25 protein-coding genes are annotated in these 25226 nt (G+C 71.2%); 9 read left to right on the top strand and 16 right to left on the bottom strand.

Annotation, left to right across the window (positions count from 1 at the left end; all coding sequences use genetic code 11):
- Positions 1-8: 8 nt before the first annotated feature.
- Positions 9-689: a GntR family transcriptional regulator gene (locus Q0D75_RS05190; RefSeq protein WP_291050139.1), complete on the bottom strand. Its 681-nt coding sequence runs from the start codon at positions 687-689 to the stop codon at positions 9-11.
- A gap of 223 nt (positions 690-912) precedes the next feature.
- Between Q0D75_RS05190 and Q0D75_RS05185 the strand changes: the two genes are divergently transcribed.
- Both Q0D75_RS05185 and Q0D75_RS05180 read left to right on the top strand, forming a co-directional pair.
- Positions 913-1341 (top strand): Lrp/AsnC family transcriptional regulator, encoded by a 429-nt coding sequence (locus tag Q0D75_RS05185; protein ID WP_290804959.1) that lies wholly within the window; start codon positions 913-915, stop codon positions 1339-1341.
- Between the two features lie 5 nt (positions 1342-1346).
- Positions 1347-1763 carry a GntR family transcriptional regulator gene (locus Q0D75_RS05180; RefSeq protein WP_291050137.1) on the top strand — a complete coding sequence of 139 codons (417 nt, stop codon included), beginning with the start codon at positions 1347-1349 and terminating at the stop codon, positions 1761-1763.
- Here the strand turns inward: Q0D75_RS05180 and Q0D75_RS05175 are convergent.
- Complete coding sequence (locus Q0D75_RS05175) at positions 1735-5250, bottom strand: proline dehydrogenase family protein (RefSeq protein ID WP_291050135.1); 3516 nt, start codon at positions 5248-5250, stop codon at positions 1735-1737. The two genes, Q0D75_RS05180 and Q0D75_RS05175, sit on opposite strands and share 29 nt — an antisense overlap.
- 42 nt (positions 5251-5292) lie before the next feature.
- Between Q0D75_RS05175 and Q0D75_RS05170 the strand changes: the two genes are divergently transcribed.
- A complete protein-coding gene (locus Q0D75_RS05170; protein ID WP_291050133.1) occupies positions 5293-6879 on the top strand; it encodes an NAD(P)/FAD-dependent oxidoreductase in 1587 nt (528 codons plus the stop codon).
- 33 nt (positions 6880-6912) lie between these two features.
- Here the strand turns inward: Q0D75_RS05170 and Q0D75_RS05165 are convergent, their stop codons facing one another.
- The gene (locus Q0D75_RS05165) at positions 6913-7461 is read right to left on the bottom strand and encodes a thioesterase family protein (protein WP_291050131.1); all 549 of its coding nucleotides are present in this window, start codon (positions 7459-7461) and stop codon (positions 6913-6915) included.
- Between the two features lie 112 nt (positions 7462-7573).
- Between Q0D75_RS05165 and Q0D75_RS05160 the strand changes: the two genes are divergently transcribed.
- Both Q0D75_RS05160 and Q0D75_RS05155 read left to right on the top strand, forming a co-directional pair.
- Positions 7574-8512 carry a rhodanese-related sulfurtransferase gene (locus Q0D75_RS05160; protein WP_291050129.1) on the top strand — a complete coding sequence of 313 codons (939 nt, stop codon included), beginning with the start codon at positions 7574-7576 and terminating at the stop codon, positions 8510-8512.
- Positions 8513-8574: 62 nt separating this feature from the next.
- The gene (locus Q0D75_RS05155; protein WP_291050127.1) at positions 8575-9360 is read left to right on the top strand and encodes an isocitrate lyase/phosphoenolpyruvate mutase family protein; all 786 of its coding nucleotides are present in this window, start codon (positions 8575-8577) and stop codon (positions 9358-9360) included.
- On the opposite strand, the gene Q0D75_RS05150 is transcribed toward Q0D75_RS05155, so the two are convergent.
- A complete protein-coding gene (locus Q0D75_RS05150; RefSeq protein ID WP_291050125.1) occupies positions 9353-10813 on the bottom strand; it encodes an LssY C-terminal domain-containing protein in 1461 nt (486 codons plus the stop codon). The two genes, Q0D75_RS05155 and Q0D75_RS05150, sit on opposite strands and share 8 nt — an antisense overlap.
- 133 nt (positions 10814-10946) lie before the next feature.
- Here Q0D75_RS05150 and Q0D75_RS05145 point away from each other — a divergent pair, with 133 nt between their 5' ends.
- The 3 genes from Q0D75_RS05145 (at position 10947) to Q0D75_RS05135 (ending at position 13729) form a co-directional block, all read left to right on the top strand.
- Positions 10947-11849, top strand: coding sequence for an ABC transporter ATP-binding protein (locus tag Q0D75_RS05145; protein WP_291050123.1), 903 nt, complete (start codon positions 10947-10949; stop codon positions 11847-11849).
- The gene (locus Q0D75_RS05140) at positions 11846-12649 is read left to right on the top strand and encodes an ABC transporter permease (RefSeq protein ID WP_291050121.1); all 804 of its coding nucleotides are present in this window, start codon (positions 11846-11848) and stop codon (positions 12647-12649) included. Before Q0D75_RS05145 ends, Q0D75_RS05140 begins: the two co-directional genes overlap by 4 nt.
- Before the next feature lie 84 nt (positions 12650-12733).
- Positions 12734-13729: an MDR family oxidoreductase gene (locus Q0D75_RS05135; RefSeq protein WP_291050119.1), complete on the top strand. Its 996-nt coding sequence runs from the start codon at positions 12734-12736 to the stop codon at positions 13727-13729.
- Between the two features lie 54 nt (positions 13730-13783).
- Here Q0D75_RS05135 and Q0D75_RS05130 read toward each other — a convergent pair whose 3' ends face one another.
- The 3 genes from Q0D75_RS05130 to hemB all read right to left on the bottom strand — a co-directional run bounded on the left by Q0D75_RS05130 (position 13784) and on the right by hemB (position 16645).
- Positions 13784-14158, bottom strand: coding sequence for a hypothetical protein (locus Q0D75_RS05130; protein ID WP_291050117.1), 375 nt, complete (start codon positions 14156-14158; stop codon positions 13784-13786).
- Between the two features lie 73 nt (positions 14159-14231).
- Positions 14232-15650 (bottom strand): glutamate-1-semialdehyde 2,1-aminomutase, encoded by a 1419-nt coding sequence (locus tag Q0D75_RS05125; RefSeq protein WP_291050115.1) that lies wholly within the window; start codon positions 15648-15650, stop codon positions 14232-14234.
- Positions 15647-16645, bottom strand: a complete 999-nt coding sequence (hemB, locus tag Q0D75_RS05120) for a porphobilinogen synthase (RefSeq protein ID WP_291050113.1) — start codon at positions 16643-16645, stop codon at positions 15647-15649. The genes Q0D75_RS05125 and hemB overlap by 4 nt, the downstream gene beginning before the upstream one ends.
- Before the next feature lie 116 nt (positions 16646-16761).
- Between hemB and Q0D75_RS05115 the strand changes: the two genes are divergently transcribed.
- Entirely contained in the window at positions 16762-17394 is a 633-nt protein-coding gene (locus Q0D75_RS05115; protein ID WP_291050110.1) for an alpha-ketoglutarate-dependent dioxygenase AlkB, read from the top strand.
- 33 nt (positions 17395-17427) lie between these two features.
- On the opposite strand, the gene Q0D75_RS05110 is transcribed toward Q0D75_RS05115, so the two are convergent.
- From Q0D75_RS05110 to hemE, 9 genes are all read right to left on the bottom strand, one after another.
- Positions 17428-18240, bottom strand: a complete 813-nt coding sequence (locus Q0D75_RS05110) for a uroporphyrinogen-III synthase (RefSeq protein ID WP_291050108.1) — start codon at positions 18238-18240, stop codon at positions 17428-17430.
- Complete coding sequence (gene hemC / locus Q0D75_RS05105; protein ID WP_291050106.1) at positions 18237-19172, bottom strand: hydroxymethylbilane synthase; 936 nt, start codon at positions 19170-19172, stop codon at positions 18237-18239. Before hemC ends, Q0D75_RS05110 begins: the two co-directional genes overlap by 4 nt.
- Positions 19173-19192: 20 nt before the next feature.
- Positions 19193-20365 carry a ferrochelatase gene (locus tag Q0D75_RS05100; protein WP_291050104.1) on the bottom strand — a complete coding sequence of 391 codons (1173 nt, stop codon included), beginning with the start codon at positions 20363-20365 and terminating at the stop codon, positions 19193-19195.
- Positions 20362-21132: a hydrogen peroxide-dependent heme synthase gene (gene hemQ / locus Q0D75_RS05095; RefSeq protein ID WP_291050102.1), complete on the bottom strand. Its 771-nt coding sequence runs from the start codon at positions 21130-21132 to the stop codon at positions 20362-20364. Before hemQ ends, Q0D75_RS05100 begins: the two co-directional genes overlap by 4 nt.
- A gap of 92 nt (positions 21133-21224) precedes the next feature.
- Positions 21225-21530: a DUF3618 domain-containing protein gene (locus tag Q0D75_RS05090; protein WP_291050099.1), complete on the bottom strand. Its 306-nt coding sequence runs from the start codon at positions 21528-21530 to the stop codon at positions 21225-21227.
- The gene (locus Q0D75_RS05085) at positions 21530-21934 is read right to left on the bottom strand and encodes a phage holin family protein (RefSeq protein WP_291050097.1); all 405 of its coding nucleotides are present in this window, start codon (positions 21932-21934) and stop codon (positions 21530-21532) included. The genes Q0D75_RS05090 and Q0D75_RS05085 overlap by 1 nt, the downstream gene beginning before the upstream one ends.
- Positions 21935-21945: 11 nt before the next feature.
- The gene (locus tag Q0D75_RS05080) at positions 21946-22362 is read right to left on the bottom strand and encodes a YtxH domain-containing protein (RefSeq protein WP_291050095.1); all 417 of its coding nucleotides are present in this window, start codon (positions 22360-22362) and stop codon (positions 21946-21948) included.
- Positions 22363-22457: 95 nt separating this feature from the next.
- Positions 22458-24131 carry an FAD-dependent oxidoreductase gene (locus tag Q0D75_RS05075; RefSeq protein WP_291050093.1) on the bottom strand — a complete coding sequence of 558 codons (1674 nt, stop codon included), beginning with the start codon at positions 24129-24131 and terminating at the stop codon, positions 22458-22460.
- Positions 24124-25203 (bottom strand): uroporphyrinogen decarboxylase, encoded by a 1080-nt coding sequence (hemE, locus tag Q0D75_RS05070; RefSeq protein WP_291050090.1) that lies wholly within the window; start codon positions 25201-25203, stop codon positions 24124-24126. The genes Q0D75_RS05075 and hemE overlap by 8 nt, the downstream gene beginning before the upstream one ends.
- Between the last annotated feature and the right edge of the window lie 23 nt (positions 25204-25226).

Below are 25226 nucleotides of genomic sequence, written 5' to 3'. Positions count from 1 at the left end.
CGAGGAGGTCAGTCGTCGCCGAGCAGGATGGCGGCGGCCGCGATCATCTCGAGCATCCGCTCGCGCATGTGGCCGATGTGCTTCTTGACGGCCGGTTCGATGGCGGCGAAGTCACCCGCCACCATGGCGTTGTAGAGCTCGTCGTACTCCTCGGCGCAGGAGCGGAGCCGGCTCTGCATGCTCGCGGCGCGCAGCCAGAAGCGCTGGATGCGGCGGCGGGTCTCGCGCACCGTCTCGGCCACCAGCACGTTGCCCGAGAGGGCGTTCGCGTAGCGGTGGAAGAGCTGGTCGGCGAGCGCCCAGGCGGCCCGGTCGTCGTTCGCCGCCGCCTTGTACATGTCGTCGACGTAGCCCTTGAGCTTCTTCGCCTCGTCGTCGGTGAGGGTGGAGGCCGCCTTGCGGCAGATGTAGGTGTCGAGCACCTCGAGCAGGTCGCAGGCGTCGTTCACCTCGGTGGCGGTGAGCTGGGAGACGGTGAAGCGCGCGTTGTCGGTGCGCTTGACCAGCCCCTCCTTCTCGAGTCGCTGCAGCGCCTCGCGCACCGGTGTGCGGCTGATCCCGAGCTGACCGGCGAGCCGGTTCTCGCTCAGCGGCGATCCCGATCGAAGCCGGAACCCCGTGATCTCGGCCAGCAGCCACTCGTATGCGTCGTCGACGCGCGAACCCGCCTCGGTGGACACGGCCATCATCACCTACCCTCAGCGCCGGATGTGTTCCTCAGCGCTCCCATTTTTCGATTGTATAGGCATGTATACGACCGCGCATGCACCGGGCCCGCACCCAGCCGCCCGGCCCGACGCACGCGGCTCCGGCCGGCGCGGCCGCTCGCGGTTTTCGCCGTTTCCCGCTGAGACGTCGGCGAATCGCGCGATGCTGAGCGCCGCACGCAAGAATCGGGCGTACGATCGCGGGATGGACGCATTGGACCACCGCATCATCGACCTGCTCAAGATCAACTCCCGGAGCGGATACGGCGACATCGGGCAGGTCATCGGCCTCTCCGCCTCGGCCGTCAAACGCCGGATCGACCGCCTGGTCGCCGACAACGTGATCACCGGATTCACCATCCAGCTGAATCCCGCCCTCGACGGCACCGTCACCGAGGCCTACGTCGAGCTGTTCTGCCGCGGCACGGTCGCCCCGGCGGAACTGAAGCGCATCCTCTCCGGCGTTCCGGAGGTCGTCGACGCCGGCACCGTCACCGGCAGCGCCGACGCGATCGTGCACATCCGCTCGCGCGACATCCCGAGTCTCGAGGATGCGCTCGAACGGGTGCGGATCGCCCCGAACGTCGACCACACCCGCAGCGCCATCGTGCTCTCGAACCTGATCCGGCGGTAGCGGGTATGGGAGAGAACGGATCGACCGTTCCGGCCTCCGCACGCGAACCCGGCAGCACGGGCCTCGGCCTTGCGATCGATCTGCGCCCGGACGCCGCCATGCCTCCGTTCGAGCAGATCCGCGTGCGGATCCGCGACGCGATCGCCTCGGGCGAGCTCGCGGCGGGAGCGAAGCTGCCCACCGTGCGCGCCCTGGCGGCCGAGCTGGGCGTGGCGGTCAACACCGTGGCCCGCTCGTACCGCGAGCTGGAGACGGATGCTCTGATCCAGACCCGGGGACGCCTCGGCTCGTTCGTGGCCGCCTCCGGCTCGCCGGCCCACCGTGAGCTGCAGTCCGCGGCGCGCGCGTATGCCGACCGCGCCGCGAGCCTCGGGGTTCCCGCCGACGAAGCCCTCAGGCTGGTGGCAGCAGCCCTCGGGTGAGTGCGCTCGGGTTGCCGAAGCGGTGGTTCGTGATGCTGATCGACTGCTCCACCACGAACGGCAGCAGCTCGATGCGCCCGGCCTGGGTCACCTCGCCGGCGTAGACGGCGACATCCGCCGAGCCGCCGAGGGCCTCGGCGAGCGCCCGGGCATCGCCACCGATCAAGCGGATGCGCGACACCTGACCGACCAGGCCTTCGGCACGCCCGATGAAGGCCGCGTCTTTCTCGATCACGACGCGCACACCGCGCTCCTTCAGCAGCGCCCGCAACGGCCGCGGCAGCTTGAGCGCCGAACTCACGGTCACGGCCGAGCGCGCCAGCGTACCCGCCGCGAGCACGCGCACCAGTTCGTGCAGCGGCCGCCCCTCGGAGAGCCGCACCTGCACGGGCACCGAGACGTAGCGCAGCACGTTCGACTCGATCCCGAGCGCAGACTCGTCGCGCGCGGCGAACGTGCTCTCCCAGGCGGCCTGATCGCTCTTGGCCCCGCGGCGCGCGACGTCGAAGTCGCTCCATTCGAGCCCGCCGGTCGACGCCTCGAGCAACGCCACGACGCGCGGGTCGAGGCCGGCGAGGCTCAGCCCTTCGCTCGGCGCCCCCGGCTCGTCGCGCCACGATCCGAGGTGCACGAGGTAGTTCGGGCCGCCCGCTTTCGCTCCGGCGCCCACCGACGAGCGCTTCCAGCCACCGAACGGCTGCCGGCGCACGATGGCCCCGGTGATGCCGCGGTTGACGTAGAGGTTGCCGGCCTGCACGGTCGCGAGCCACTGCTCGATCTCGGCCGCGTCGAGCGACTGGATGCCGGCCGTGAGCCCGTACGGCACGGCGTTCTGCAGCTCGATCGCCTTCTCGAGCGTGGGAGCGTGCATGATGCCGAGCACCGGGCCGAAGTACTCGGTGAGGTGGAACGGTGTTCCCGGCAGCACCCCCTCGCGCACCCCCGGCGACCAGAGCCGCCCGGAGTCGTCGAGCGACTCCGGTTCGACCAGCCAGCGCTCTCCGACACCGAGCGTCGTGAGCGCCTCCGCCAGCTTGCCCGAGGCCGGCTCGATCAGCGGGCCCATCTGCACGGAGGGGTCGTCGGGATAGCCGACCCGCAGCGAACTCACCGCATCCTGAAGCTGACGGGTGAATCGCTTGGACTGCGCGACCGAGCCGACCAGGATGACCAGGCTCGCCGCCGAGCACTTCTGCCCGGCATGGCCGAACGCGCTCGAGACGATGTCGGCGACCGCGAGATCGAGGTCGGCACTCGGCGTGACCACGATCGCGTTCTTGCCGCTGGTCTCGGCCAGCAGGGGCAGGTCGGCCCGCCAGGAACGGAACAGGTGCGCCGTCTCGTAGGCGCCGGTGAGGATGACCCGGTCGACCCGGTCGTCGGCCATCAGCTTCTGGCCCAGCTCCCCCTCGTCGAGGTCGACGAGCACCAGGAGCTCACGGGGGATGCCCGACTCCCAGAGCGCTTCGGCCAGCACGGCCGCCGACCGCTTGGATTGCGGCGCCGGCTTGAGGATGACCGCGCTGCCGGCCGCGAGCGCGGCGAGCGCCGAGCCGGCCGGGATGGCCACCGGGAAGTTCCAGGGCGGCGCCACCACGGTGAGCTTCGAGGGCACGAACGCCGCGCCGTCGACCGCATCCAGCTCCACGGCGGTGTGGGCGTAGTACCGCGCGAAGTCGATCGCCTCGCTGACCTCCGGATCGGCCTGGTCGATCGTCTTGCCGGTCTCGGCGGCCATCACCTCGATCAGCCGGTCGCGGTCGGCCTCGAGCGCATACCCGGCCCGGCGGATGAAGCCCGCGCGTTCGGATGCCGGCCGCGCGCCCCACGCGGCGCCGGCTTCGACCGCACCGGCGATCACGGCCTCCAGAGCATCCGGATCCGAGACCCAGGCGGCCTCGATGGTCTCGGTGCCGAGAACGGAGTCGTGCACCCGCGCGAGGATGCGCGAACCCCAGGCCCGGTTCGCCGCGAGCGAGGGATCGGTGTCGGCCGTGTTCTCGAAGAGGGCGCCCGCGGGCTCGATCTCACCGGCCTGGCGGTCTTGCCGTCGGTTGGGCTCGGGCACGGCATCCGGATCGGCCTCGAGCGCGGCGAGCGAGGCCAGGAAGCGGTCGCGCTCCTTCTCGAAGGCAGCGGGCGAGCCGGCGAGGTCGAACACGGAGGAGAGGAAGTTCTCACTGCCGGAGTTCTCTTCGAGACGACGCACGAGATAGCCGATCGCCACGTCGAACTCGGCCGGCGAGACGACGGGCGTGTACAGCAGCAGGTGCCCGACGGTCTTCCGCACGGCGTCGGCCTGCGCGGTCGCCATGCCGAGGAGCATCTCGAAGTCGACCGCCTGCGTGACGCCGCGCCGGCCCGCGAGCAGCCAGGCCCAGGCCACGTCGAAGAGGTTGTGGCCGGCGACGCCGATGTGCACCGCATCGGTGTGCTCGGGGCGCAGCGCCCAGTCGAGAACCCGCTTGTAGTTGGTGTCGGTCTCCTGCTTCGAGCCGAACGGCGCCTGCGGCCAGCCGTGCAGTACGGCGTCGACGTGCTCCAGCGCGAGATTCGCGCCCTTCACCACCCGCACCTTGATCGGGGCCCCGCCGCGAGCCCGGCGCTCGGCCGCCCAGGCGTGCAGCCGTTGCAGGGCGCCGAGCGCGTCGGGAAGGTAGGCCTGCAGCACGATCCCCGCCTCGTAGTCGAGCAGATCGGGTTCGTCGAGGATGCGCTGGAAGACCGCGATCGTCAGATCGAGGTCGCGGTACTCCTCCATGTCGAGGTTGATGAACTTGCGGCGCGAGCCTTCGCCCCCGGTCTCCAGCCCGAGGATGCCGCGCTGGGCCGCGATCCGGTACAACGGCATGAGGGTCTGCGCGACCTCGTCGACCGTGCGGTCGAAGCCCCACATCGAGAGCTCACCCACCACCGACGAGACCTTGACGGAGACGTAGTCGACCTCGGGCCGCTGCAGCAGCTCTTTCGTGCCCTCAAGGCGCTTGGCCGCCTCGCGATCGCCGAGCACCGCCTCGCCGAGCAGGTTGATGTTGAGCCGCACGGCATCCCCGCCCGACTTCTCCCGCAGCGCCTTCACCGCCGGCCCGAACTTCGACGGCCGGGCATCGACGATGAGGTGACCCACCATCGACCGCAGCACCTTCCGGGCGGCCGGCACCACCACCCCCGGCACCACTTCGCCCAGCGTGCCGCCCGCGCTCGCCGCGGCGCGAAGGTACCACGACAGGAACTGCGGGGTCTTCTTCGCCAGCAGCCCCAGGTTCTTGCCCGCCGCGAACACGTCTTCGGGGCGCGCGACGCCGTCGACGAACCCCACGGTGAACGCGAGGCCGTCGGGGTCTTTCAGCACCCCGGCCAGCCGCTCGGCCGAGGGATCGACCGCCGCATCCCGGCTCTCGTCGAGCCAGCGGCGCGCCAGCTCCACCGACTCGCGGGCCAGATCGGTCGCCGCGGGTTCGGAGGTGGTGTCGTTCTGCTCGGCCATTCTTCGAGAATAGGTCGTGGGGGTGCCGACTAGGCTCATGCCATGCGAGCTGTGGACAACTTGCGACCTGGGGAGAGTTTCGACGTCGTGGTCGTCGGCGGAGGGCACAACGGACTCGTCGCGGCCGCCTACCTCGCGAAGGCCGGCCGCAGCGTCTGCGTTCTCGAACGGCTGGAGGAGGTCGGCGGCGCGGCGGTCTCCTCGTATGCCTTCGCCGGCATGGATGCCAAGCTGTCCCGCTACTCCTACCTGGTGAGCCTCCTCCCGGCACGCATCATCCACGAGCTGGGCCTGCGGATCGAGCTCCGCCGCCGCCGTTACTCCTCCTACACCCCTCTCCCCGGCACCGACCGGGGCCTGCTGATCGATCGTGACGACCTCGACGCGACCCGGGCATCCTTCGCCTCCATCGGCGCCGGACCGGACGCCGAGGCCTTCGACGCCTTCGGAGCCGAGCTGGCCTCCTTGGCCGCCGCCTTCTGGCCGACGCTCCTCGAGCCACTTCCCACACGGAGCGAGGCCCGGCGGATGCTCGGCGACGACGAGCTCTGGCGCGCGTTCCTGGAGCGGCCCGTCGGCGAGACGATCCGCAGCCGGTTCGCGAACGATCTCGTGCGCGGCGTCGTGGCCACGGATGCCCTGATCGGCACCTTCGCCTCTCTCGACGACGACTCGCTGCTGCAGAACATCTGCCTGCTCTACCACGTGATCGGCGGCGGAACGGGCGACTGGGACGTTCCGGTCGGCGGCATGGGGGCCGTCAGTGGGGAGCTGAGGCGTGCGGCCGAGCGGGCCGGCGCCCACATCCGCACGGGCGCCGAGGTCACCGCCGTCGACCCCGACGGCGCGGTGTTCTACCGCACGGCCGAGGGCGAGTCGCGCGTCGAGGGCTCCGCGATCCTCGCGAACGTGGCGCCCTCGGTGCTGGAACGGCTCCTGGGCGACGCCGGAGAGCCCACCCCGGGCGAACGGATGCCCGAGGGCGCCCAGGTCAAGGTCAACCTCCTGCTGTCCCGGCTCCCGCGCCTGCGCGACGCGGCCGTGGAGCCCGCCGCGGCGTTCGGCGGCACCTTCCACATCAACGAGACGGCCACCCAGTTGGAGCGCGCCTTCGAACAAGCGGCCGCTGGCGCGGTGCCCGACCTGCTCCCCGCCGAGATCTATTGCCACTCCCTCACCGACCCGAGCATCCTCTCGCCCGAGCTGGCGGCATCCGGAGCCCACACCCTGACCGTCTTCGGCCTGCACACGCCGCACCGTCTCGGGGCCGGCGCGGCCGAGCTGCAGGCTGCCGTGCTCGCCTCGCTGAACAGCGTGCTGGCGGAGCCGATCGAGCCGCTGCTGCTGCGCGATGCACACGGCGAACCCTGTATCGAGACCAAGACCACCGCCGACCTCGAGAGCGCGCTCGGTCTTCCGGGCGGCAACATCTTCCACGGCGCCCTCGACTGGCCTTTCCTCGACGACGACGAGCCGCGCACGACCGCCGCCGAGCGCTGGGGCGTGGCGACCCGCCATCCCCGCATCCTGCTCTGCGGATCGGGCTCACGCCGCGGCGGAGCGGTCTCCGGCCTCGGCGGTCACAGCGCGGCGATGGCCCTGCTCGAAGACGGACTGGACCGCGACTAGCCACCCGCCAGACCGCTCGCGCCCGGCAACGTCTCAGCCCCAGACGCTGGGAGCGGCGGCCCTGCTCGGCGGCAGCTGCGCATCCGCTCCCCACTGGCGGATCCAATCCGGAAGCGCGGCGGAGTCGGGCGACGTGCCGGCCAGGTCGACGAGCTCGTCGACGGTCACGGTCCCCCCGCTGCGCTTGAGGAAGCGGGCTCGGATATACGCCTGCGCGAATATCTCCCCCTCCACCACGAAGCGCTGCTCGACGTAGATCGCCTTGGCGTCGAAACCGAGCACCCGGGTCTGCACGTCGAACCGCTGCCACAGCTCGAGCGAGCGGCGGAAGCTGATGGTCTCCGACACCACCACCGGATACCAGCCCGCTGTCTGCAGCCGCTTCCACATGCCGCTGCGCACCATCAGGTCCAGGCGTGCGATGTCGAGGATGGAGAGGTAGACCCCGTTGTTCATGTGCCTCAGCACGTCCAGATCCGTCGGCAGCACGCGGAACGGCGTCGATGCGACGTCCCACATGCCCAGCCGCGAGCGGAAGCGCGAACGCCAGGACTGGAAGAGGGTTCGGAAGAAGAAATGCACGAGGCCGATCGTAGGGTTCGGCACCCGAGACCGGAAAGTCGTCTGCGGAGATCTACAAAAAGGTGGGCTGATCGTGGGCGGGCACCGCAGTCGCGCCGACTAAGATCGCCGGGTGGCCGTGCCGAAGATCATCCTCTACTACGTGTTCGCGCCGGTCGCCGATCCCGAGGCCGTGCGCCTGTGGCAGCGCGATCTGTGCGAGTCGCTCGGGCTGCGCGGCCGCATCCTGCTCTCCTCCCAGGGCATCAACGGCACGCTCGGCGGCGAACTGGACGCGGTCAAGCGCTACCTGCGCAAGACCCGCGAGTTCGCCCCCTTCGCCGGCCTGGAGGCCAAGTGGAGCGAGGGCACGGGGCTCGAGAGCGAGCTGGCCTCCCGGCACACCGTCTACCGCCCCAGCACCGACTTCCCGCGGCTGAGCGTGAAGGTGCGCGAGGAGATCGTGAGCTTCGGGGCGCCGCACGAACTGCAGGTCGACGAGCACGGGGTGGTGGGCGGTGGCGTGAAGCTGCAGCCCGAGCAGCTGCACGAGCTGGTCGACGAGGTGGCGGCCCGCGGCGACGAGGTGGTGTTCTTCGACGGCCGCAACGCCTTCGAGGCCGAGATCGGCCGGTTCCGCGGTGCGGTGGTGCCGGATGTCGCCACCACCCGCGACTTCGTCGCCGAGCTCGACAGCGGGCGGTACGACCATCTCAAGGAACGGCCGGTGGTCACCTACTGCACGGGCGGCATCCGCTGCGAGGTGCTCTCCTCGCTGATGAGCGCACGCGGCTTCACCGAGGTGTACCAGCTCGACGGCGGCATCGTGCGCTACGGCGAGACCTTCGGCGACAAGGGCCTCTGGGAGGGGTCGCTGTACGTCTTCGACGCCCGCGGGTCGGTCGCCTTCTCCCCCGGCGCCGCCGTCATCGGCCACTGCGTGCGCTGCGAGAGGGCCACCTCGCGCATGCAGAACTGCTTCGAGCCCTCCTGCCGGTCGCAGCTCGTGGTCTGCGAGGCGTGCGCCGGCGACACCTCCCCGATCGGATGCCCGGAGCATCTCCCGGCCTGACTCCGCGGCCCGACCCACCCCGAGGAGATCCCACCCCGCCCTCGGCATCGTAGGCTCGGCGCATGACCAGCCACGAGCTCATCCACGACCGCGCCGACGAGCTGCTCGCGCTGCACCACGCCCCGCAGATCCTCACGCTCGTGAACGTGTGGGATGTCGCGAGCGCCGCCGCGATCGCCGCCCTCCCCGAGACGAAGGCGCTGGCCACCGCGAGCCACGCGATCGCCGCGTCGTACGGATTCGACGACGGCGAGCGCATCCCGGTCGACCTGATGATCGAGGCCGTCGGCCGCATCGCGCTGTCCACGACCCTGCCCGTCACGGCCGACCTCGAGGCCGGTTACGGCGACCCGGGCGAGACGGTGCGGCGGGCGATCGGCGTGGGCGTGGTCGGCGCGAACCTCGAAGACGCCCTGCGGCCGCACATCGAGTCGGTCGAGAACGTGGCCGAGGTGATGAAGGCCGCCGAGGCCGAGGGCGTGCGCTTCGTGCTGAATGCGCGAACGGATGCGCTGTTGCGACGCGGAGACCGGCCGCTCGACGATGCGATCGAGGACGCCATCGAGCGGGGCCGCGCCTACCTCGACGCGGGCGCGGCCTGCGTCTTCGTGCCGGGACCGGTCGATCGTGGCCTCGCGGAGCGGCTGGTGGAGGGCCTCGGCGAGCGCCGGGTGAGCGTGATCGGCGGGCCCGGATCGCTCACCCCGGCCGAGTACGAGCAGCTCGGCGTCGCGCGCATCTCCTACGGTCCCTGGCCGCAGCGAGTGGCGCTCACCGCGCTGCAAGACGCCGCGCTCGGGCTCTACGCGGGAGGCGGGCTGCCCGAGGGCACGCGCAGCGTCAGCTGAACCGGCCGAGCAGGCGCTTGGCCTCGCGGCGTTCACGGCGGGCCTCGCGGCGCTCCACCGCGCGGCGGTGCGAGAACTTGCGGGCCTCGGTGCCGGAGAGCGCGAGCAGCACGAGCACGTCGAAGGAGAGCCCCACCAGGTTGGTCTGCAGGGTGATCTCGGGACCGCCGTTGATGAAGTCCAGAGCGGTGACGAGCACGGCTGCGGCGCTGATGCCCATGCCGGCGAAGCGGGCCCAGTTGTGGCCGTGGTAGATGAGGTAGGCCAGCACCGAGTACAGGGCGCTGATGATCAGGGCGACCGAGACGAACAGGGCGGCCACGAGCGAGGCGAGGAAATGGGCGTCGGCGGGAGTGAGCGCCCCGGTCAGGGTGCGCAGGTCGAGCTCGCCGTCGCCGATCGAGAAGGCCACCACGGCGGCGGCGCCGAGGGCCGACAGCACGCGCAGCACCATCAGCAGCACGCCGAGGTAGATCGAGGCCGGGCGGCGGCGGCCCGCGATCGGGGTCTCGGAGAAGACGGCGGAGGGGGTGGGCGCCACCGTGGGCTCGAGAGTCGCCGCGGCACCGTCGACATCGGTCTCGACCTCGATCTCGCGCAGGTCGACCACCGGCAGGTCGCCGTCGGTGGTGATGGCGTCGCCGCCGCCGTTCACGTGGTGGTAGCCGGTGGAGAAGTTGCGGATCAGCTCCACCGAGGCCTGCTCGTTCGACTCGATCAGCGTCGCCACGATGTGGTCGCGCTCCTTGTCGGTCTCCTTGTCGATGCGGTGCGTCACCTGCAGGGTGAAGAACGAGATGCCGATGCTGCGGTCGTAGGTGCCGGCGGCCAGCCAGTCGGCCGTGTGCCCGCCCGGCAGCAGCCAGCCCTGCGGGCAGCGCCAGAAGCGCACGTGGTGGCGCTTGGACGGGTTGCCCGACACCTCCTGCTGATAGGTGAAGTCCTGCACGTTGCCGAACAGATAGAGCCGTGAGACGGGTGCGCCGGGGTAGCTGCGCTTCAGCAGGGTTCCGCGAACGGTGCGCAGGGCCGAGGTGAGCCCCATGTCGTCGGCGGTGTGCCATCCGGCGCGGATCATCGCGGTGTGGATCTGCTGCTCGGTGCCGCGGAAGGCGACGTTCACCGGATCGCCGAGCAGGCCCTCACGGGTCTTGGCCCGGCCGATGAAGTAGTCGGGAACGTAGAACAGAGTCAGGATGCTGTGCACCCGGGGAAGCAGGAGGTACGCCACCACCACCCAGAACACCAGCAGGAACCAGAGCTGCTGCCAGCCGCGGGCGAACGACTCGGTCACCACGAGGTAGGCCAGCCAGGCGGTCGAGATGGTGCCGAACAAGAAGAACGCGCTGTCGACCACGAGGCCGACGGAGCCGCGGAAGGTGCGCCGCCGGATGTGCTCGACGAGGCTGGCCTCCTCGAGGTCGTCGAGCGAGGGCTCCACGCTCTCGGCCATCGAAGGCATCCTTTCGTCTCTGGGATTCTCGCAGCTTCGCCTGAATGCTGTGACAAGCAGCTGCGGTCACCCTAGGCTGGAAAGACGGCCATCACCGCCCGTACCCCCTCCGGACACCGACAGGACACGATCCATGCCCACCGGCGTACCCATCGAATTCGCTCATCTGACGAAGACATTCGGCACCGTCGACGCCGTCTCCGACCTCAGCCTCACGGTGGAACCGGGCCAGGTCACCGGCTTCCTCGGCCCCAACGGTGCCGGCAAGACCACCTCGCTCCGGATGCTGCTGGGCCTGGTACGCCCCACCTCCGGTACGGCGACGTTCGGCGGCACGCCCTACGCGGCGCTGGAATCGCCCCTGGCCACCGTGGGCGCCTCTCTCGAGGCCGCCAGCTTCCACCCGGGCCGATCCGCCCGCAACCATCTCGCCGTCTACGCGCAGGCCGCCGGTCTGCCGAAGACCGCTCCGGAGGCGGCACTGGAGAAGGTGGGGCTCTCCGGCTACGCCGACCGCCGCGTGGGCGGCTACTCGCTGGGGATGCGTCAGCGACTCGGCCTCGCCTTCGCGCTGCTGGGCGACCCGGCGGTGCTCGTGCTCGACGAACCGATCAACGGCCTCGACCCCGAGGGCATCAAATGGATCCGCCTGCTGCTTCGCGGGATGGCCGCCGAGGGCCGCACGGTGCTGATCAGCTCGCACCTGCTGAGCGAGGTGCAGCAGACCGTCGACGACGTGATCATCATCGCGCACGGCAAACTGGTGCACCGCGGCGAGCTCTCCAGCCTCGACGTCTCCGACTCGAAACAGGTGCAGGTGAACGCCGACGACCGCGAACGGCTGGCCGAGGTCATCCGCTCGGCCGGCTACACGGTCGCGTCACTGCGCTCGGGGGTGCTGGTCGAGAACGCCGAAGCCGCCGAGATCGGCCGGCTCGCCTTCGATGCGGGGATACCGGTGACCGCGCTGTCGCAGAAACGCACGGGCCTGGAGGAATCCTTCCTCGCGCTGGTCGGAGAGGAGGGCGCGCTGTGAAGCTCGTCGCGGCCGTCCGGTCGGAATTCACGAAGGTCCTGAGCACGCGGCTGTGGTGGGTGCTCGCGGTGATCATGGTCGGCTACGTCGCCCTGTGCGCCGGCGGCCTCGCGGCCATCCTGAGCGGGGTCGGCACGCGCGCCGGCGGGCCGGTCGTGCCCGAGGCCCAGCTGCCGCTGCTCATCTACAGCTTCGCCACGGCCGTGGGCTACGTCTTCCCGGTACTGTTCGGCGCCCTCGCGGTGACCAGCGAGTTCCGGTTCCAGGCGCTCACCCCCACCTTCCTGGCGCAACCGCGCCGGGTGATCGCCCTGAGCGGCAAGTTCATCACGATGCTGCTGGTGGGCGCCGTGTTCGGGGTGATCGCCCTGCTGGCCTCGATGGGTGCCGGCGCGGGCGTGCTCGCGGGATTCGGCGTGGATCCGCTGCTCGGCGACCCCGAGGTGTGGGCCTTCGTCGGCCGCTCGGTGCTGGCGATGGCGCTGTGGGCCGTGATCGGCGTCGGCCTCGGCACCCTGGTGCCCAGCCAGGTGGCCGCGATCGTGATCGTGTTGGCGTTCACGCAGTTCCTGGAGCCGCTGCTGCGGTTCGGCTCGAGCATCACCGACTGGTCGGCGCAGCTGGGCCAGTTCCTGCCGGGCGCGGCGAGCGATGCCCTGGTGGGGTCGAGCATCTTCTTGATCGCGACGCCCGCGGGCACCGGTCTGGAATGGTGGCAGGGCGGGCTGGTCCTCGCCGGCATCGCCGTCGTCGCCACGGTGATCGGCTACTTCACCAGCTGGCGCCGCGACGTGTCGTGAGCCGCTCACGGGGCTAGCGTGGAGAGCGGATCCGTCCCGCATCCGCCCGCTGTTCGATGAAGCATGTCCGACGAAGGAGAAGCCGTGGCCGACGCACTCGTGGTGACCGAGAAGGGGTCGAAGGCGCAGCTGCTCGAGATCGACGAGCAGGAGTTCTTCCACGGATCCGGCGGTGACGAGGCCGTCGATCTCGACGTGCTCTTCTCCGGCATAAACTACAAAGACGGCCTGGCACTGCTCGGCCGCCCGGGCGTCGTGCGCGAGTGGCCCCTGGTGGCAGGGATCGACGTGGTGGGCCGGGTCTCGGCCTCCGGTTCCCCCCGGTTCGGCGTCGGCGATCTGGTCGTGCTGACCGGCGACGGCATCGGCGAGTCGCGCCATGGCGGCCTCGCGACCCGCGCCCGGGTGCGGCCGGATGCGCTGATCGCGCTTCCGGACGGCATCTCTCCGCAGCGGGCGGCGGCGATCGGCACGGCGGGCTTCACCGCCATGCTCGCCGTACTGGCCCTCGAAGACGCGGGCGTGACCCCGGATGCCGGCGAGGTGCTGGTCACCGGCGCCGCCGGCGGGGTCGGCTCCCTCGCGGTGTCGCTCCTGTCGTCGCGCGGCTACATGGTCGTGGCGTCGTCCGGCCGGGTGCAGGAGCAGGGCGCGTATCTCCGCGGGCTCGGTGCGTCGGACGTGATCGAGCGCGCGCCGCTCGGCGAGCCCGGCAAGCCGCTGCAGGGGCAGCGCTGGGCGGGCGCCATCGACAGCGTGGGCAGCCATACCCTCGCGAACGTGCTGGCGCAGACGACCTACGGGGGAACGGTCGTGGCCTGCGGGCTGGCCCAGGGCGGTGACCTGCCGACGACCGTGATGCCGTTCATCCTGCGCTCGGTGACCCTGACGGGAGCGAACTCCGTCGAGGCGCCGCTCGCCCTACGCGAGCGGGCGTGGGCCGCGCTGGCCGCGGAACTCGATCTCGACGCGCTCGACTCGATGACCGAGACCGTGCCGCTGACCGGCGCCCTCGAGGTGGCCGAGCGCATCCTCGACGGCAAGGTGCGCGGACGCACCGTGGTCGACCCGGCGCTCTGAGGCCGCTGGACTGCGACCGACGGTCGCACTCACCGGATGCGGCGCCGGAGCCGATCAGTCGATGATCTCGGTGCCCTCCAGCGGAGGCAGCCGCAGAGCACGCAACAGCTCGATCGAGTGCGAGGTGGTGATGATCAGCCGTGAGAACTCCTGACCCTCGAGGTCAATCACCACCGAGGTGCGGGTTCCCTTCACGAGCAGGAAGTCTTTGCCGTCGTGGAACTTCCACGTGCCCACCGCCAGGGTGAGCGGAATCGCCGCCCCGGGGGCCCGGATACCGCGCACCCAGACCCACGGGTCGTCAGTGAGTGCGGCCGAGCGGATGCCGTCCAACGGCACCACGATGTCGGTGCGGCGCAGCGACAGCATCTTCTCGGCGCGCGTGAGGCGGATCTCGAGGCGATCGGTGTGGACGAAGAGAACGGCCATGGTCCTAGTCTGCCGTGGCTTGGCTGAAGAAGGGCAGGGTTTGGCCCTGTCGGCTATATAACGATTCGGGAATCTATCGGCGGGCGGCGGCAGCGGCGGCCGCCGCTGCGGGCAGAGCCTCCAGGATCCGCCCGATCGCCGTCTCGTCGTGGGCCGCGGAGACGAACCACGCCTCGTAGACCGAGGGCGGGAGCGCGACGCCGGCGTCGAGCAGGGAGTGGAAGAACGGCGCGTAGCGGAACGCTTCCTGCTGCTGCACCTGGGCGTAGTCGCGCGGTGGCGTGGCCGAGCCGAACGTGAAGCTGAACAGGTTTCCCGCCCGCTGCACGCTGTGCGCTACCCCGGCCGTCGCGAATGCCTCGGAGACGGCGGTCGAGATGGTGCGGGCCGTGGCATCGAGCGCCTCGTAGACCGAGGCGTCGGCCAGGCGGAGCGTGGCGAGACCGGCGGCGACCGCCACCGGATTGCCCGAGAGCGTACCGGCCTGGTACACCGGCCCGAGGGGGGCGAGGTGGTCCATCACGTCGGCCCGGCCGCCCAGGGCAGCGAGCGGCATCCCGCCTCCGACGACCTTGCCGAAGGTCACGAGGTCGGGCACGTACGCCGGAACGTGGCCGGCATCCGGGGCGTCCCGGTGCAGCTCGGCCACCGGACGGCCCGGGTTCTCCAGGCCCCACCAGCCCGCGGGGCCCACCCGGAACCCGGTAAGCACCTCGTCGACGATCAGCAGCGAGCCGTGCGCGTGCGCGATGTCGGCCAGGGCCGCGTTGAAGCCGGGCGCCGGCGGCACGACACCCATGTTGGCCGGCGCCGCCTCGACGATGATCGCGGCGATCTCGTCGCCGCGCGCCGAGAACACCTCGCGCACGGCCTCGAGGTCGTTGTAGGGCAGCACGATCGTGAGGGCGGCCGTGGCGGCGGGAACGCCCGCCGAGGCGGGGAGCGCGAGCGTCGCGAGCCCCGATCCGGCCTCCGCCAGCAACGAGTCGGAGTGCCCGTGGTAGTGGCCCGCGAACTTGATCAGCACGTCTCGGCCGGTGAACCCTCGAGCCAGCCGGATGGCGGTCATGGTGGCTTCGGTGCCGGTGGAGACGAGGCGGAGCTTCTCGATAGGGTGGACGCCGCCGGCCTCCACCCGCCCGCGCACGAGTTCGGCGAGATCGGTCTCGGCCGGCGTCGTGGCGCCGAACGACAGCCCGCGGGCGGCGGCCTCCTGCACGGCGGCCACCACCTCGGGATGCGCGTGGCCGAGGATGGCGGGGCCCCACGAGCACACCAGGTCGACGTATTCGACGCCCTCCGAGTCGGTGACGTATGGCCCCCGCGCGGACACCAGGAAGCGGGGAGTGCCGCCCACCGAGCGGAAGGCGCGCACGGGCGAGTTGACACCGCCCGGGATGGAGCGCTGAGCGCGCTCGAACTGCTCGGCGTTGCTCACGCCGAGCGCGGCGGCGGTGGTGTCTGTGACCGCGGTCGTGCGGATCCCTGTCATGCTGATCCCTTCAGGACACGGGCGACCTCGACCGCCCAGTAGGTGAGCACGGCTTCGGCACCGGCACGGCGGATGCTCACGAGCGACTCGAGGATGGCGCGCTCCCGATCGATCCAGCCGTTCGCCGCAGCCGCCTCGATCATCGCGTACTCGCCCGACACCTGGTACGCCCAGACCGGCACGGGAACCGCGGCCGACACGTCGGCGACCAGATCGAGGTAGCTGAGAGCCGGCTTCACCATCACGATGTCGGCGCCTTCCGCCACATCGAGAACAGCTTCGCGCAGGCCCTCGCGGCGGTTCGCGGGGTCGAGCTGATAGGTCTTGCGGTCGCCGCGCAGCGTCGATCCGACGGCCTCCCGGAACGGGCCGTAGAACGCCGAGGCGTACTTGGCGGCATAGGCGAGGATGGCCACCTCGTCGAAGCCCTCCGCGTCGAGGGCGGTGCGCACGGCACCGACCTGGCCGTCCATCATGCCGGAGAGGCCAAGCAGCTGGGAGCCCGCACGCGCCTGCTCGAGGGCCATGTCGCGGTAGCGCAGCAGGGTGGCGTCGTTGTCGACGGCGCCGCGGGCGTCGAGCACTCCGCAGTGGCCGTGGTCGGTGAACTCGTCCAGGCAGAGATCGGTCTGCACCACGAGGGCGTCTCCCACCTCGGCCGCCACGATGCGCGTGGCTGCGTTGAGCACGCCGTCGGGGTCGGTGGCTGCCGTGCCCTGTGCGTCTTTGGCCTGGTCGGCCGGCACGCCGAAGAGCATCACTCCGCCCAGGCCGGCCTCCGCCGCCTCGGTGACCGCCGCCTTCAGGCTGTCGAAGCTGTGCTGCAGCACGCCGGGCATCGAGGTGAGCGGAACGGGCTCCACGACGTCGTCGCGCACGAACAGCGGCAGCACGAGCTGCGCCGGATCGATCCGCGTCTCGGCGACCAGCCGGCGCATCGCCGGGGTGGAGCGGAGCCGGCGCGGCCGGACATCGGGGAACGATCCAAAACTCATGCCTCCAGCCTATGCCGACCGTGCTGGACGTCGGCCGCCTGTGCAGAGCCGGCCGGTTCTCCACAGGTCACGAGGTTTAACTCGAACACATGTTCGAATGTGCGTACGATGGCGACATGAACATCGACTTCCAGACCTCGCTCTTCGACGACCTCGCCGCCGACCCCGTCTTGGAGGATCTCGGGGGAACCGTGCAGCGCACCGTGCTCGGCGACGGGGCCTGGATCGACCTGCGGCCGGGGTGGGTCTCCAACTCCGACGCGCTGTTCGAGCGCCTCGCGGTCGACGTGCCCTGGCAGGCCGACCGGCGGGAGATGTACGACCGCGTGGTCGAGGTGCCCCGGCTCGTCTCCCGCTTCGGTGCCGGGTCGGTCTATCCCGATCTCGTGCTCACCCGGGCCCAGGATGCGCTCAACGAGCACTACGGGCGCCCGCCCGGCCAGGTGTTCCAGACGGCCGGGCTGTGCTTCTACCGCACCGGCGACGACAGCGTGGCCTGGCACGGCGACCGGGTCGGCCGCACCATCGATCGCGACACGATGGTGGCGATCGTGTCGGTAGGAGCGGCCCGAACCCTGTCCGTGCGGCCGAAGGGCGGAGGCGAGACGCTGCGCTTCCCGGTCGGGCACGGCGACCTGGTGGTGATGGGCGGCAGCTGTCAGCGCACCCACGAGCACGCAGTGCTGAAGACCAAGCAGGCGGTCGGGCCGCGCATCAGCGTGCAGTTCCGGCCGGTGTGGCCCGTATGAGAGTCAGGAGGGGTGGGAGTGCCCGGAAGAGTCTCAGAAGTCGGAGCGGTCGTCCTCGTCGCGGCCCTCGGCACGCCGGGCGTTCGCCACCTCGATCACCGAGTTGATCAGCGATTCGGAGGAGCGGCCCTTGGCGATCACGTCCACCCGCAGACCGTAGGCGCGCGCGTCGTCGGCCGTGCGCGGGCCGATCGCGGCGACGAGGGTCGACTCGGGCACGGGGCCCAGCTGCAGCTGCACCTGCTCGGCCACGGATCCCGAGGTCACGAAGACGGCGTCGATCGCCCCGGCGGCCACGTCGGCGCGGATCTGCGGATCGACCTCCACGCCGATGGTGCGGTAGGCCACGACCGACTCGACGGTGTGGCCGCGCTTGATCAGCCCCTCGGTGAGCACCGGCTTCGCGATGTCGCTGCGCAGGGTGAGCACGCGCAGCTCGGGCCCGAACTGCTCGAAGCGCTTGAGTTCACGCAGCAGGCCCTTGGCGGAGTTGTCCTCCGGCGGCACGAGGTCGACCTTGTAACCGGCCGCCGTGAGCGCGGCGGCGGTCGTCTCCCCCACCGCGGCGATATGCGTCTCCGGAGGAACGACGGCCTGGTGGGCGGTGAGCACGTCGACCGTGGTGGCACTGGTCATGGTGAGCCAGTCGAACGACCCGGCGGCGAGCGCCTGCAGGGCGCGCTCGAGGGTCTCGGCGTCTTCGGTGGGAGCAAAGTTGATCATCGGGGCGACGATCGGCTTGGCGCCGACGGCCCGCAGGTCGGCGGCGACGCCGTGGCCCCACGGTCCGCCGCGGGGAACGAGGATGCGCCAGCCGCCGAGCGGGCGCTGCGACCAGGCCGTCATTCCGTGCCGCCCGGGCCGAGGGGTGCGATCTCGGCCGCCCCGTCTTCGAGCAGCTGGGCGGCCACCGCCTGGCCGAGCAGGTCGGCCACGAGCAGGTCGTCGCCGAGAAGGGTGGCGGATCGTTCGCAGCCGAGTTCGGCGGCGCCGTCGGCCTGGTAGACGGTGGCCGAGAGGTGCAGTTCATCGCCGGCCACGGTAGCCGTCGCGCCGATCGGAGCCGCGCATCCCGCCTCGAGGGCAGCGAGCACCGCGCGCTCGGCGAGGATCGCCGTGCGCGTGGGCGGGTGTTCGATGCTCAACAGTTCGGGGATGCTGTCTCCCTCTCGGGTCTCGATCGCGAGCGCACCCTGCCCCGGCGCGGTGGGCCAGAGATCGAGTGCGAAGAGTTCGGATGCTGCGTCCAGCCTACCCAGCCTACCGAGCCCGGCCGCCGCCAGGACGACGGCGTCGAGGTCGCCGTCCCGCACGCGGCCGAGACGGGTGTCGACGTTGCCGCGGATGTCGACGATCCGCAGATCAGGCCGGAGGGAGAGCAGCTGAGCCACCCGGCGGGGAGAGCCGGTGCCCACCGAGGCGCCTTCGGGCAGCTCGTCGAGCGTGAGACCGTCGCGCGTGCAGAGGGCATCACGGGGGTCTTCGCGCTCGGGTACGGCACCGAGCACGAGCCCTTCGTACGGCGCCGTGGGCAGGTCTTTGAGCGAGTGCACGATCAGGTCGCACTCTCCGGCGATCAGCGCTTCGCGGAGTGCGCTGGCGAAGACACCGGTTCCGCCGAGGCTGGAGAGCGACTCCTTCGAGCGGTCGCCCTCGGAGGTGATGATGATCGTCTCCACCTCGACACCGGTCGCCTCCACCAGGGCGGCGACCACGTGACCGGTCTGGGCGCGCGCAAGAGCGCTGCCCCGTGTCGCCACGCGCAGTGCTCCGCTCATGCTCCCGCCCTCGTTCCGGCCTACGGTGCGATCCCGGAGAGCGCGGGCTTGAAGCCCAGGCGCACGTTCTCGCAGCATCCGGGGCGGCACACGTCGTACCACGGACCGAGGCCGGTGACGGCGGGCCGCTCGGCCACGGGTGTGCCGTTCACGCGTTCCAGAACCAGATCGACCAGTCCGGCGACATAGGAGGGGTCGACGCCCGGGGTCGGCACGCGCACGCCGAACAGATCGTGTTCGGCGCACGACTCGAGAGCCTCGTTGTCGAGGTCCCACATGACCTCCATATGGTCGCTCACGAAACCGAGCGGCACGATCACCACGGCCTTCACGCCCTTGGCGGGGAGCTCGGCGATGGCGTCGTTGATGTCGGGCTCGAGCCACGGCTGGCTCGGCGGGCCCGATCGCGACTGGTACACCAGCTGCCAGGGCACGTCGCTCGCGCCGGCTGCGGCGAGCATGACGACCTCGGCCACGGCCCGGTGCTGTGCCGCGTAGGCGCCGTCCGGCCCGAACCCGCGCGAGGCGGGGCCGGAGCGCTCGGCGTCGGCGCTCGGGATCGAGTGCGTGGTGAAGAGCACCTCGATCTCGCGCGTCGGATCGATGCCCTCGAAGCGCTCGCGCACGTCGGCGAGCGCCTTGCCGACGCCGTCGATGAAGGGCTGCACGAAACCGGGGTGGTCGAAGAACTGGCGCACCTTGTCGATCGTGATCGTGCCGCCGAGGCCCGTCTCGTCCAGAGCGATGGCGAAGTCCTCGCGGTACTGCCGGCAGCTCGAGTACGAGCTGTAAGCGCTCGTGGCGATCGCGATCAGGGTGCGGAACCCGCGGGCATCCGCTTCGGTCAAGGCCTCGCGCAGATAGGGATCCCAGTTGCGGTTGCCCCAGAGCACCGGCAGGTCGATGCCGCGGCCGGCGAGCTCCGCCTCGAGGGCGGCCTTGAGCTCGCGGTTCTGCGCGTTGATCGGGCTGATGCCGCCGAAGGCGCGGTAGTGGTGCGCCACCTCTTCGAGCCGTTCGTCGGGGATTCCGCGCCCGCGCGTGACGTTGCGGAGGAAGGGGATCACGTCGTCTTGACCCTCGGGCCCGCCGAAGGAGGCGAGCAGGATGGCGTCGTAGGCCACCGGCTCCGTGACGTGCTCTGGTCCGGACGCGGCGGCCGCGCTCGCGCCGGGGACGATGCGGGCGCTCACTGCAGCACCTCGACGATCTCGGCGGTGTCGATGCGCCGTCCCGTGAAGAACGGGACCTCCTCCCGCACGTGCAGCCGGGCATCCGTCGCACGCAGGTGACGCATCAGGTCGACCAGGTTGAGCAGGTCGTCGTCTTCGAGGGCGAGGATCCACTCGTAGTCGCCCAGTGCGAACGAGGCGACCGTGTTCGCGAGCACCGATCGGTACTGCGCGCCCTTGCGGCCGTGGTCGGCCAGCATCGCGCGGCGCTCCTCCTCGGGCAGGATGTACCACTCGTACGAGCGCACGAAGGGGTACACCGTCAGCCAGGCGGCCGGCTCCTTGCCGCGCATGAAGGCCGGCAGGTGGTTGGACGAGAACTCGGCGTCACGGTGCACGCCCATCGCGTTCCAGGTGGGCAGCAGGTCGACGAAGAGCCGGGTGCGTCGCAGCTGGCGAAGAGCCCACTGCAGGGTCTCGGGCACGCTGCCGTGCAGCCACACCATCACGTCGGCGTCGGCGCGCAGCCCCGAGACGTCGTAGAGACCGCGCACCATGACGTCTTCGCCCTCGACCGAGGCGATCGTGTCGTCGAGCTGCGCGATCGCATCCGGAACCTCGGCACCGTCGAGGAACAGCGGGGCATCGGGATTGCGGCGGAACACCGCCCAGAGCGTGTAGCCGATGACCGGCACCGCCTCCGAGTCCTCCACATCGCGGGCGGTAAGCGGCTGAGAGCCGGGCTGTTCGGCGGAGTGGGCGGTCGACTCGACTGTCGGGTCAGTCATGTTCCTCTTCGTTCGTGATCGTGGTGCGGTGAAGCGATGGTGCCAGGGGGGTCGGTGCTGTCAGTGGTGCGGCGCTCGGGCGGGCGCGCACGCTACTTCTTGGCGGCGAAGCGGAAGCCGAGCACGGCGGCGGCCCCCACGGCCGCGACGGCTCCGGCCACCACCGTGCCGAACACGACCGGGTTGTCGTGGCGGAGGCGGTTGACCCGGCTCTTCACACGGTGGGCCGCGTGCCGGGCCTGCTTGGGCAGGTTGAGCTTGAACTCGATGGCATCCAGCGTGGCGCGGAGGTCGGCGCGGTTCTTCTCGATGTCGGCGAGCAGTTCGGCCTTGGAGCGCTGCGGGGCGTCGGCGGGAGCTGTTCCCGATCCGCCCGCCGTCTTCGGAGCTTCACTCATCACTGACCCAATCCTTTGACGGTGTTGATGTCTTTCTTGATGCTCGCGATGGCCTCTTCGGGCACGGGCGGAACGCCCTTCTTCACCGACGAGAGCCCCACGAGGGCGAGGATGGCGGCGAGCACCAGAAGAGCGCCCGCCACGATCAGGGCCGAGGCCCAGGCCGGCAGCACCGTCGCGAGACCGAGCACGGCTGCCGCGATGAGTGTCGCCAGCGCGAAGAAGGCGAACAGCGCGGCGGCGACGAACAGGCCGATGCCGATGCCGAGCTTCGCGAGGCGTGCGGTCAGGTCGCGCTTGAGGTTCTCGATCTCGTCTTTGAGCAGCTGGATGATCAGCGTGGGCAGCTCGGCGAACAAGGAGACGAGCGAGCGGCGCGCTCGTTTGTCGCGTTCTTCGGTCACGGTGCCTTCTCCTACTCGTCGGCGTCGGTGTCGGCAGTCGGCTCGGTGGCCGGCTTCTTCGCGGCAGACGCCTTGGCGGCGGTCGGCTTGGCGGCGCTGGGCTTGGCCGCAGCGGTCTTCGTGGGCGTGGCACGCGTCGAACCCACCTTCGCGGCCGCCGTGGAGGCGGTCGTGGAGGACGACGTGCGCGGCTCACGGCCGATCAGGGCCGAGAGCGCACTATGAGCCTTGGCCGAGAGGTCGGCCTTCACGGAATCGACCCGCGCACCGGCGAACTCCTGCACCTTGTCGACACCCGACTGCACGGCCGGCGTGTTCCAGACCTTCTCCGCTCCGGCTTTGATCTGCTCGTAGCGCTCACGCCCTGCACGTGTTCCGAGCACATATCCCGTTGCCAGCCCGACGACGAAGATGATCTTTCCGCGCATTACTACTCCGATCGATCATGAATACAGCGTCCTCACAAGCGTAGTCCCCCTGGTCGGAGGCCGCATGGCGTCGATTGCCAGGTTCTGCGCGAGTCTCACCCCTGCGGCGCCCGGCGTTCCCCGCGCAGGTGGGCGGCGAGCCCGGATGCGGTGACCCGCGCCTGCTCGACCGTGGCGGCGAGCCCGGTGCCGGCCACCCACGCACCGGCGACCTCGAGACCCGGCACGGCCTCCACCCCGGCGAGCAGGAGGCGCACGCGCGCCTTGTGGCCCACGGTGGCGAAGGCGAGCGAATCGTTCCAGGGCGTCACGGCGAATCCGGCGACCGATCCCGGCGCGAGCGGAACGCCGAGCAGCGTGCCGGCGTCGTGCAGGGCGGTGGCGAGGGTCACCTCGGGGGCGACGGACGCCGGGGTTCCGGATGCTTCGGCTCCGGCTATCTCGGCTCCGGATGCCCCGGCCACGGCGTGTCCGCGACCGTACGACAGCCGCAGAACGTGCCGGTGCGCGGGCAGCGAGTCGGCGAGCCACCGCCATTTCGCGCTCGAATGCGTGAGGGCCTTGGCGGCGACGCCCGGCGTACCCTCGCCCACGAGCACCCCGGTGCCCCGCGGATGCGCGTCCAGGCGCGGCTCGTCGACCACGATCGTGGCGAGGGTGACCGAGGCCGGCTCGGGCCAGGAGGCCGCCGGCGGCAGCACCTCGGGAGCGATCTCGCCGAGCAGGCGCAGCCCGCCGCGGAAACCGGTGGCCAGCAGAACCGCCCGGGCCGTGATCGTCCGGCCGGACGCGTCGTCCGCGGTCTGCGGCGCGGTCTCGCCCTCGCTCTCGCCCTCGCCCTCGCTCTCGCTCTCGCTCTCGCCGACAGCGCTCTCCAGTTCGATCCGCCACACCGGGTCGGCTGCAGAAGTCGTGCCGCCGGCATCCGGATCCCCCGGAGCCGCCGCATCCGTCACCGAACCCGCCTCGACCGCTCGTGCCACGGTGGCCGCGCGCGTCCGGGTGCGGATCTGCACGCCGTAGTACCGGCAGTCGGCCTCGAGCGCCTCGACGAGCCGGTAGACCCCGCCCGCGATGCCCTGCACGAGCGACCCCGCCGGCGCCTGCTCGCGCAACGCCATCACGGCGCCGGAGAGCGACCCCTGCGTGGTCATGGCCTGGGTGAGTCCGGGGGCGACCGTGTGAACGTCGACCACACCGGGATCGGCGGAGTGCACGCCCGCGACCACGGGGGTGACGAGCCGGTCGAGCACCCTCTGGCCCATCCGGCGGCGCACGATGTCGCCGAGGTCGGTCTCGGTGCGCACCCGCACGAGCGGCATCAGGCGGTCGAGATAGGCGCGCAGCGAGCCGCCCCAGCCGAGGATGCGGCGCACGTCGTCGGCGAGCGGCGAGCCCGGGATGCCGAGCACGCCCGCGGCCGGGAGCGGCGCGGTGCCGCCGTTCCAGGTGACCCAGGCGCCGGCGGCATCCGGGGTCACGATGTCGTCGCCCAGGCCGAGGTCGGTGGCCAGGCCCGCGACGGTGCCCTTGCGGATGGCGAAGCTCTCGGCCCCGGCGTCGAGCGCGACGCCCGCCACCTCGTGCCGCGCGACGAAACCGCCGAGCACGGGCCGCTCCTCCACGAGCAGCACCGACTGGCCGAGGTGCGCGAGCTGCCGGGCGGCCACCAGACCGGCCACGCCGCCGCCGATCACGACGACGTCGACCGCGTCGGGCAGCGCCGAGCTCTCGGGCTCGCCGGGTCCCGCATCCGCCAGCTCAGGCATCCTGCCCCTGCCCCTCCCCCTGCGCGTGCACGAGCTCGACGATGCGCGTCAGCACCGCCGGGTCGGTCTCCGGCGGCACGCCGTGCCCCAGGTTCAGAACGTGCGCGGGGGCGCTCCGGCCGCGCCGCAGCACGTCGAGCACGTGCGCCTCGAGCACCTCCCACGGCGCCGCGAGCAGCGCGGGGTCGATGTTGCCCTGCACGGTCACGCCGCCGCCCAGCCGCACCGAGGCCTCGTCCAGCGGCAGCCGCCAGTCGACGCCCACCACGTCGGCGCCCACGGCGTGCATCTCTTTCAGAACCTCGCCGCTGCCCACCCCGAAGTGCACCACGGGCACGTCGAGATCCCGGATCGGCGCGAGCGCCTTCGCCGAGAACGGCGCCACGCGCCGCACGTAGTCGGCGCGGGAGAGCGAGCCGACCCACGAGTCGAACAGCTGCGCGGCGCTGGCACCGGCCAGCAGCTGGGCGCGCAAGAAGGCGCCGGTCACCGCGGCGGCCCAGTCGAGCAGCCCCTCCCAGGCCTCGGGGTCGGCGTGCATGAGGGTGCGGGCGCGGATGTGGTCTTTCGACGGCCCGCCTTCCACGAGGTAGGCCGCGAGCGTGAAGGGGGCCCCGGCGAAGCCGATCAGCGGCGTGCGGCCGAGCGCGGCGACGGTCTGGGCGACACCGGCCTGGATGGCCGAGAAGTCGGCGCCGGCCGGATCCGGCAGCGCCTGCACGTCGGCGAGCGTGCGCACCGGCTTCGCGAGCACCGGGCCGCGGCCGGGCTCGATCTCCACGTCGACGCCGGCCAGGCGCAGCGGGATGACGATGTCACTGAAGAAGATGCCCGCGTCGACACCGTGCCGGCGCACCGGCTGCAGCGTGATCTCGCTGGCCATCGCCGGGTCGAGGCAGGCGTCGAGCATCCGGGTTCCGACCCGCAGTTCGCGGTACTCGGGCAGCGAGCGGCCGGCCTGGCGCATGAACCACACGGGGGTGATCGGGCCCCGCGTGCCGAGGTAGGTGGTGATGAGCGGGGAGTCGGCCGTGCGGCCGTCGGAGAGCGGATGCGTCGCGGGCAGAGTCACCGCCACATCTTACGGCGGGCGGC

Source organism: Herbiconiux sp., assembly GCF_023264855.1.
GTDB lineage: Bacteria > Actinomycetota > Actinomycetes > Actinomycetales > Microbacteriaceae > Herbiconiux.
Note: the sequence above shows the minus strand (reverse complement) of the source record. Positions and strands in the feature narration are given on the sequence as shown.

Bases quoted from the DNA above. Each gene is read 5' to 3' on its own strand.
- Q0D75_RS05155 (WP_291050127.1), top strand. From the start codon at position 8,575: ATGACCAGCCACGAGCTCATCCACGACCGCGCCGACGAGCTGCTCGCG.
- Q0D75_RS05130 (WP_291050117.1), bottom strand. From the start codon at position 14,158: ATGGCCGTTCTCTTCGTCCACACCGATCGCCTCGAGATCCGCCTCACG.
- Q0D75_RS05190 (WP_291050139.1), bottom strand. From the start codon at position 689: ATGATGGCCGTGTCCACCGAGGCGGGTTCGCGCGTCGACGACGCATAC.
- Q0D75_RS05090 (WP_291050099.1), bottom strand. From the start codon at position 21,530: ATGAGTGAAGCTCCGAAGACGGCGGGCGGATCGGGAACAGCTCCCGCC.
- Q0D75_RS05080 (WP_291050095.1), bottom strand. From the start codon at position 22,362: ATGCGCGGAAAGATCATCTTCGTCGTCGGGCTGGCAACGGGATATGTG.
- Q0D75_RS05170 (WP_291050133.1), top strand. From the start codon at position 5,293: ATGCGAGCTGTGGACAACTTGCGACCTGGGGAGAGTTTCGACGTCGTG.
- Q0D75_RS05180 (WP_291050137.1), top strand. From the start codon at position 1,347: ATGGGAGAGAACGGATCGACCGTTCCGGCCTCCGCACGCGAACCCGGC.
- Q0D75_RS05075 (WP_291050093.1), bottom strand. From the start codon at position 24,131: ATGCCTGAGCTGGCGGATGCGGGACCCGGCGAGCCCGAGAGCTCGGCG.
- Q0D75_RS05110 (WP_291050108.1), bottom strand. From the start codon at position 18,240: ATGACGGCCTGGTCGCAGCGCCCGCTCGGCGGCTGGCGCATCCTCGTT.
- Q0D75_RS05175 (WP_291050135.1), bottom strand. From the start codon at position 5,250: ATGGCCGAGCAGAACGACACCACCTCCGAACCCGCGGCGACCGATCTG.
- hemC (WP_291050106.1), bottom strand. From the start codon at position 19,172: ATGAGCGGAGCACTGCGCGTGGCGACACGGGGCAGCGCTCTTGCGCGC.
- hemB (WP_291050113.1), bottom strand. From the start codon at position 16,645: ATGAGTTTTGGATCGTTCCCCGATGTCCGGCCGCGCCGGCTCCGCTCC.
- Q0D75_RS05115 (WP_291050110.1), top strand. From the start codon at position 16,762: ATGAACATCGACTTCCAGACCTCGCTCTTCGACGACCTCGCCGCCGAC.
- Q0D75_RS05150 (WP_291050125.1), bottom strand. From the start codon at position 10,813: ATGGCCGAGAGCGTGGAGCCCTCGCTCGACGACCTCGAGGAGGCCAGC.
- Q0D75_RS05185 (WP_290804959.1), top strand. From the start codon at position 913: ATGGACGCATTGGACCACCGCATCATCGACCTGCTCAAGATCAACTCC.
- Q0D75_RS05145 (WP_291050123.1), top strand. From the start codon at position 10,947: ATGCCCACCGGCGTACCCATCGAATTCGCTCATCTGACGAAGACATTC.
- Q0D75_RS05125 (WP_291050115.1), bottom strand. From the start codon at position 15,650: ATGACAGGGATCCGCACGACCGCGGTCACAGACACCACCGCCGCCGCG.
- hemQ (WP_291050102.1), bottom strand. From the start codon at position 21,132: ATGACTGACCCGACAGTCGAGTCGACCGCCCACTCCGCCGAACAGCCC.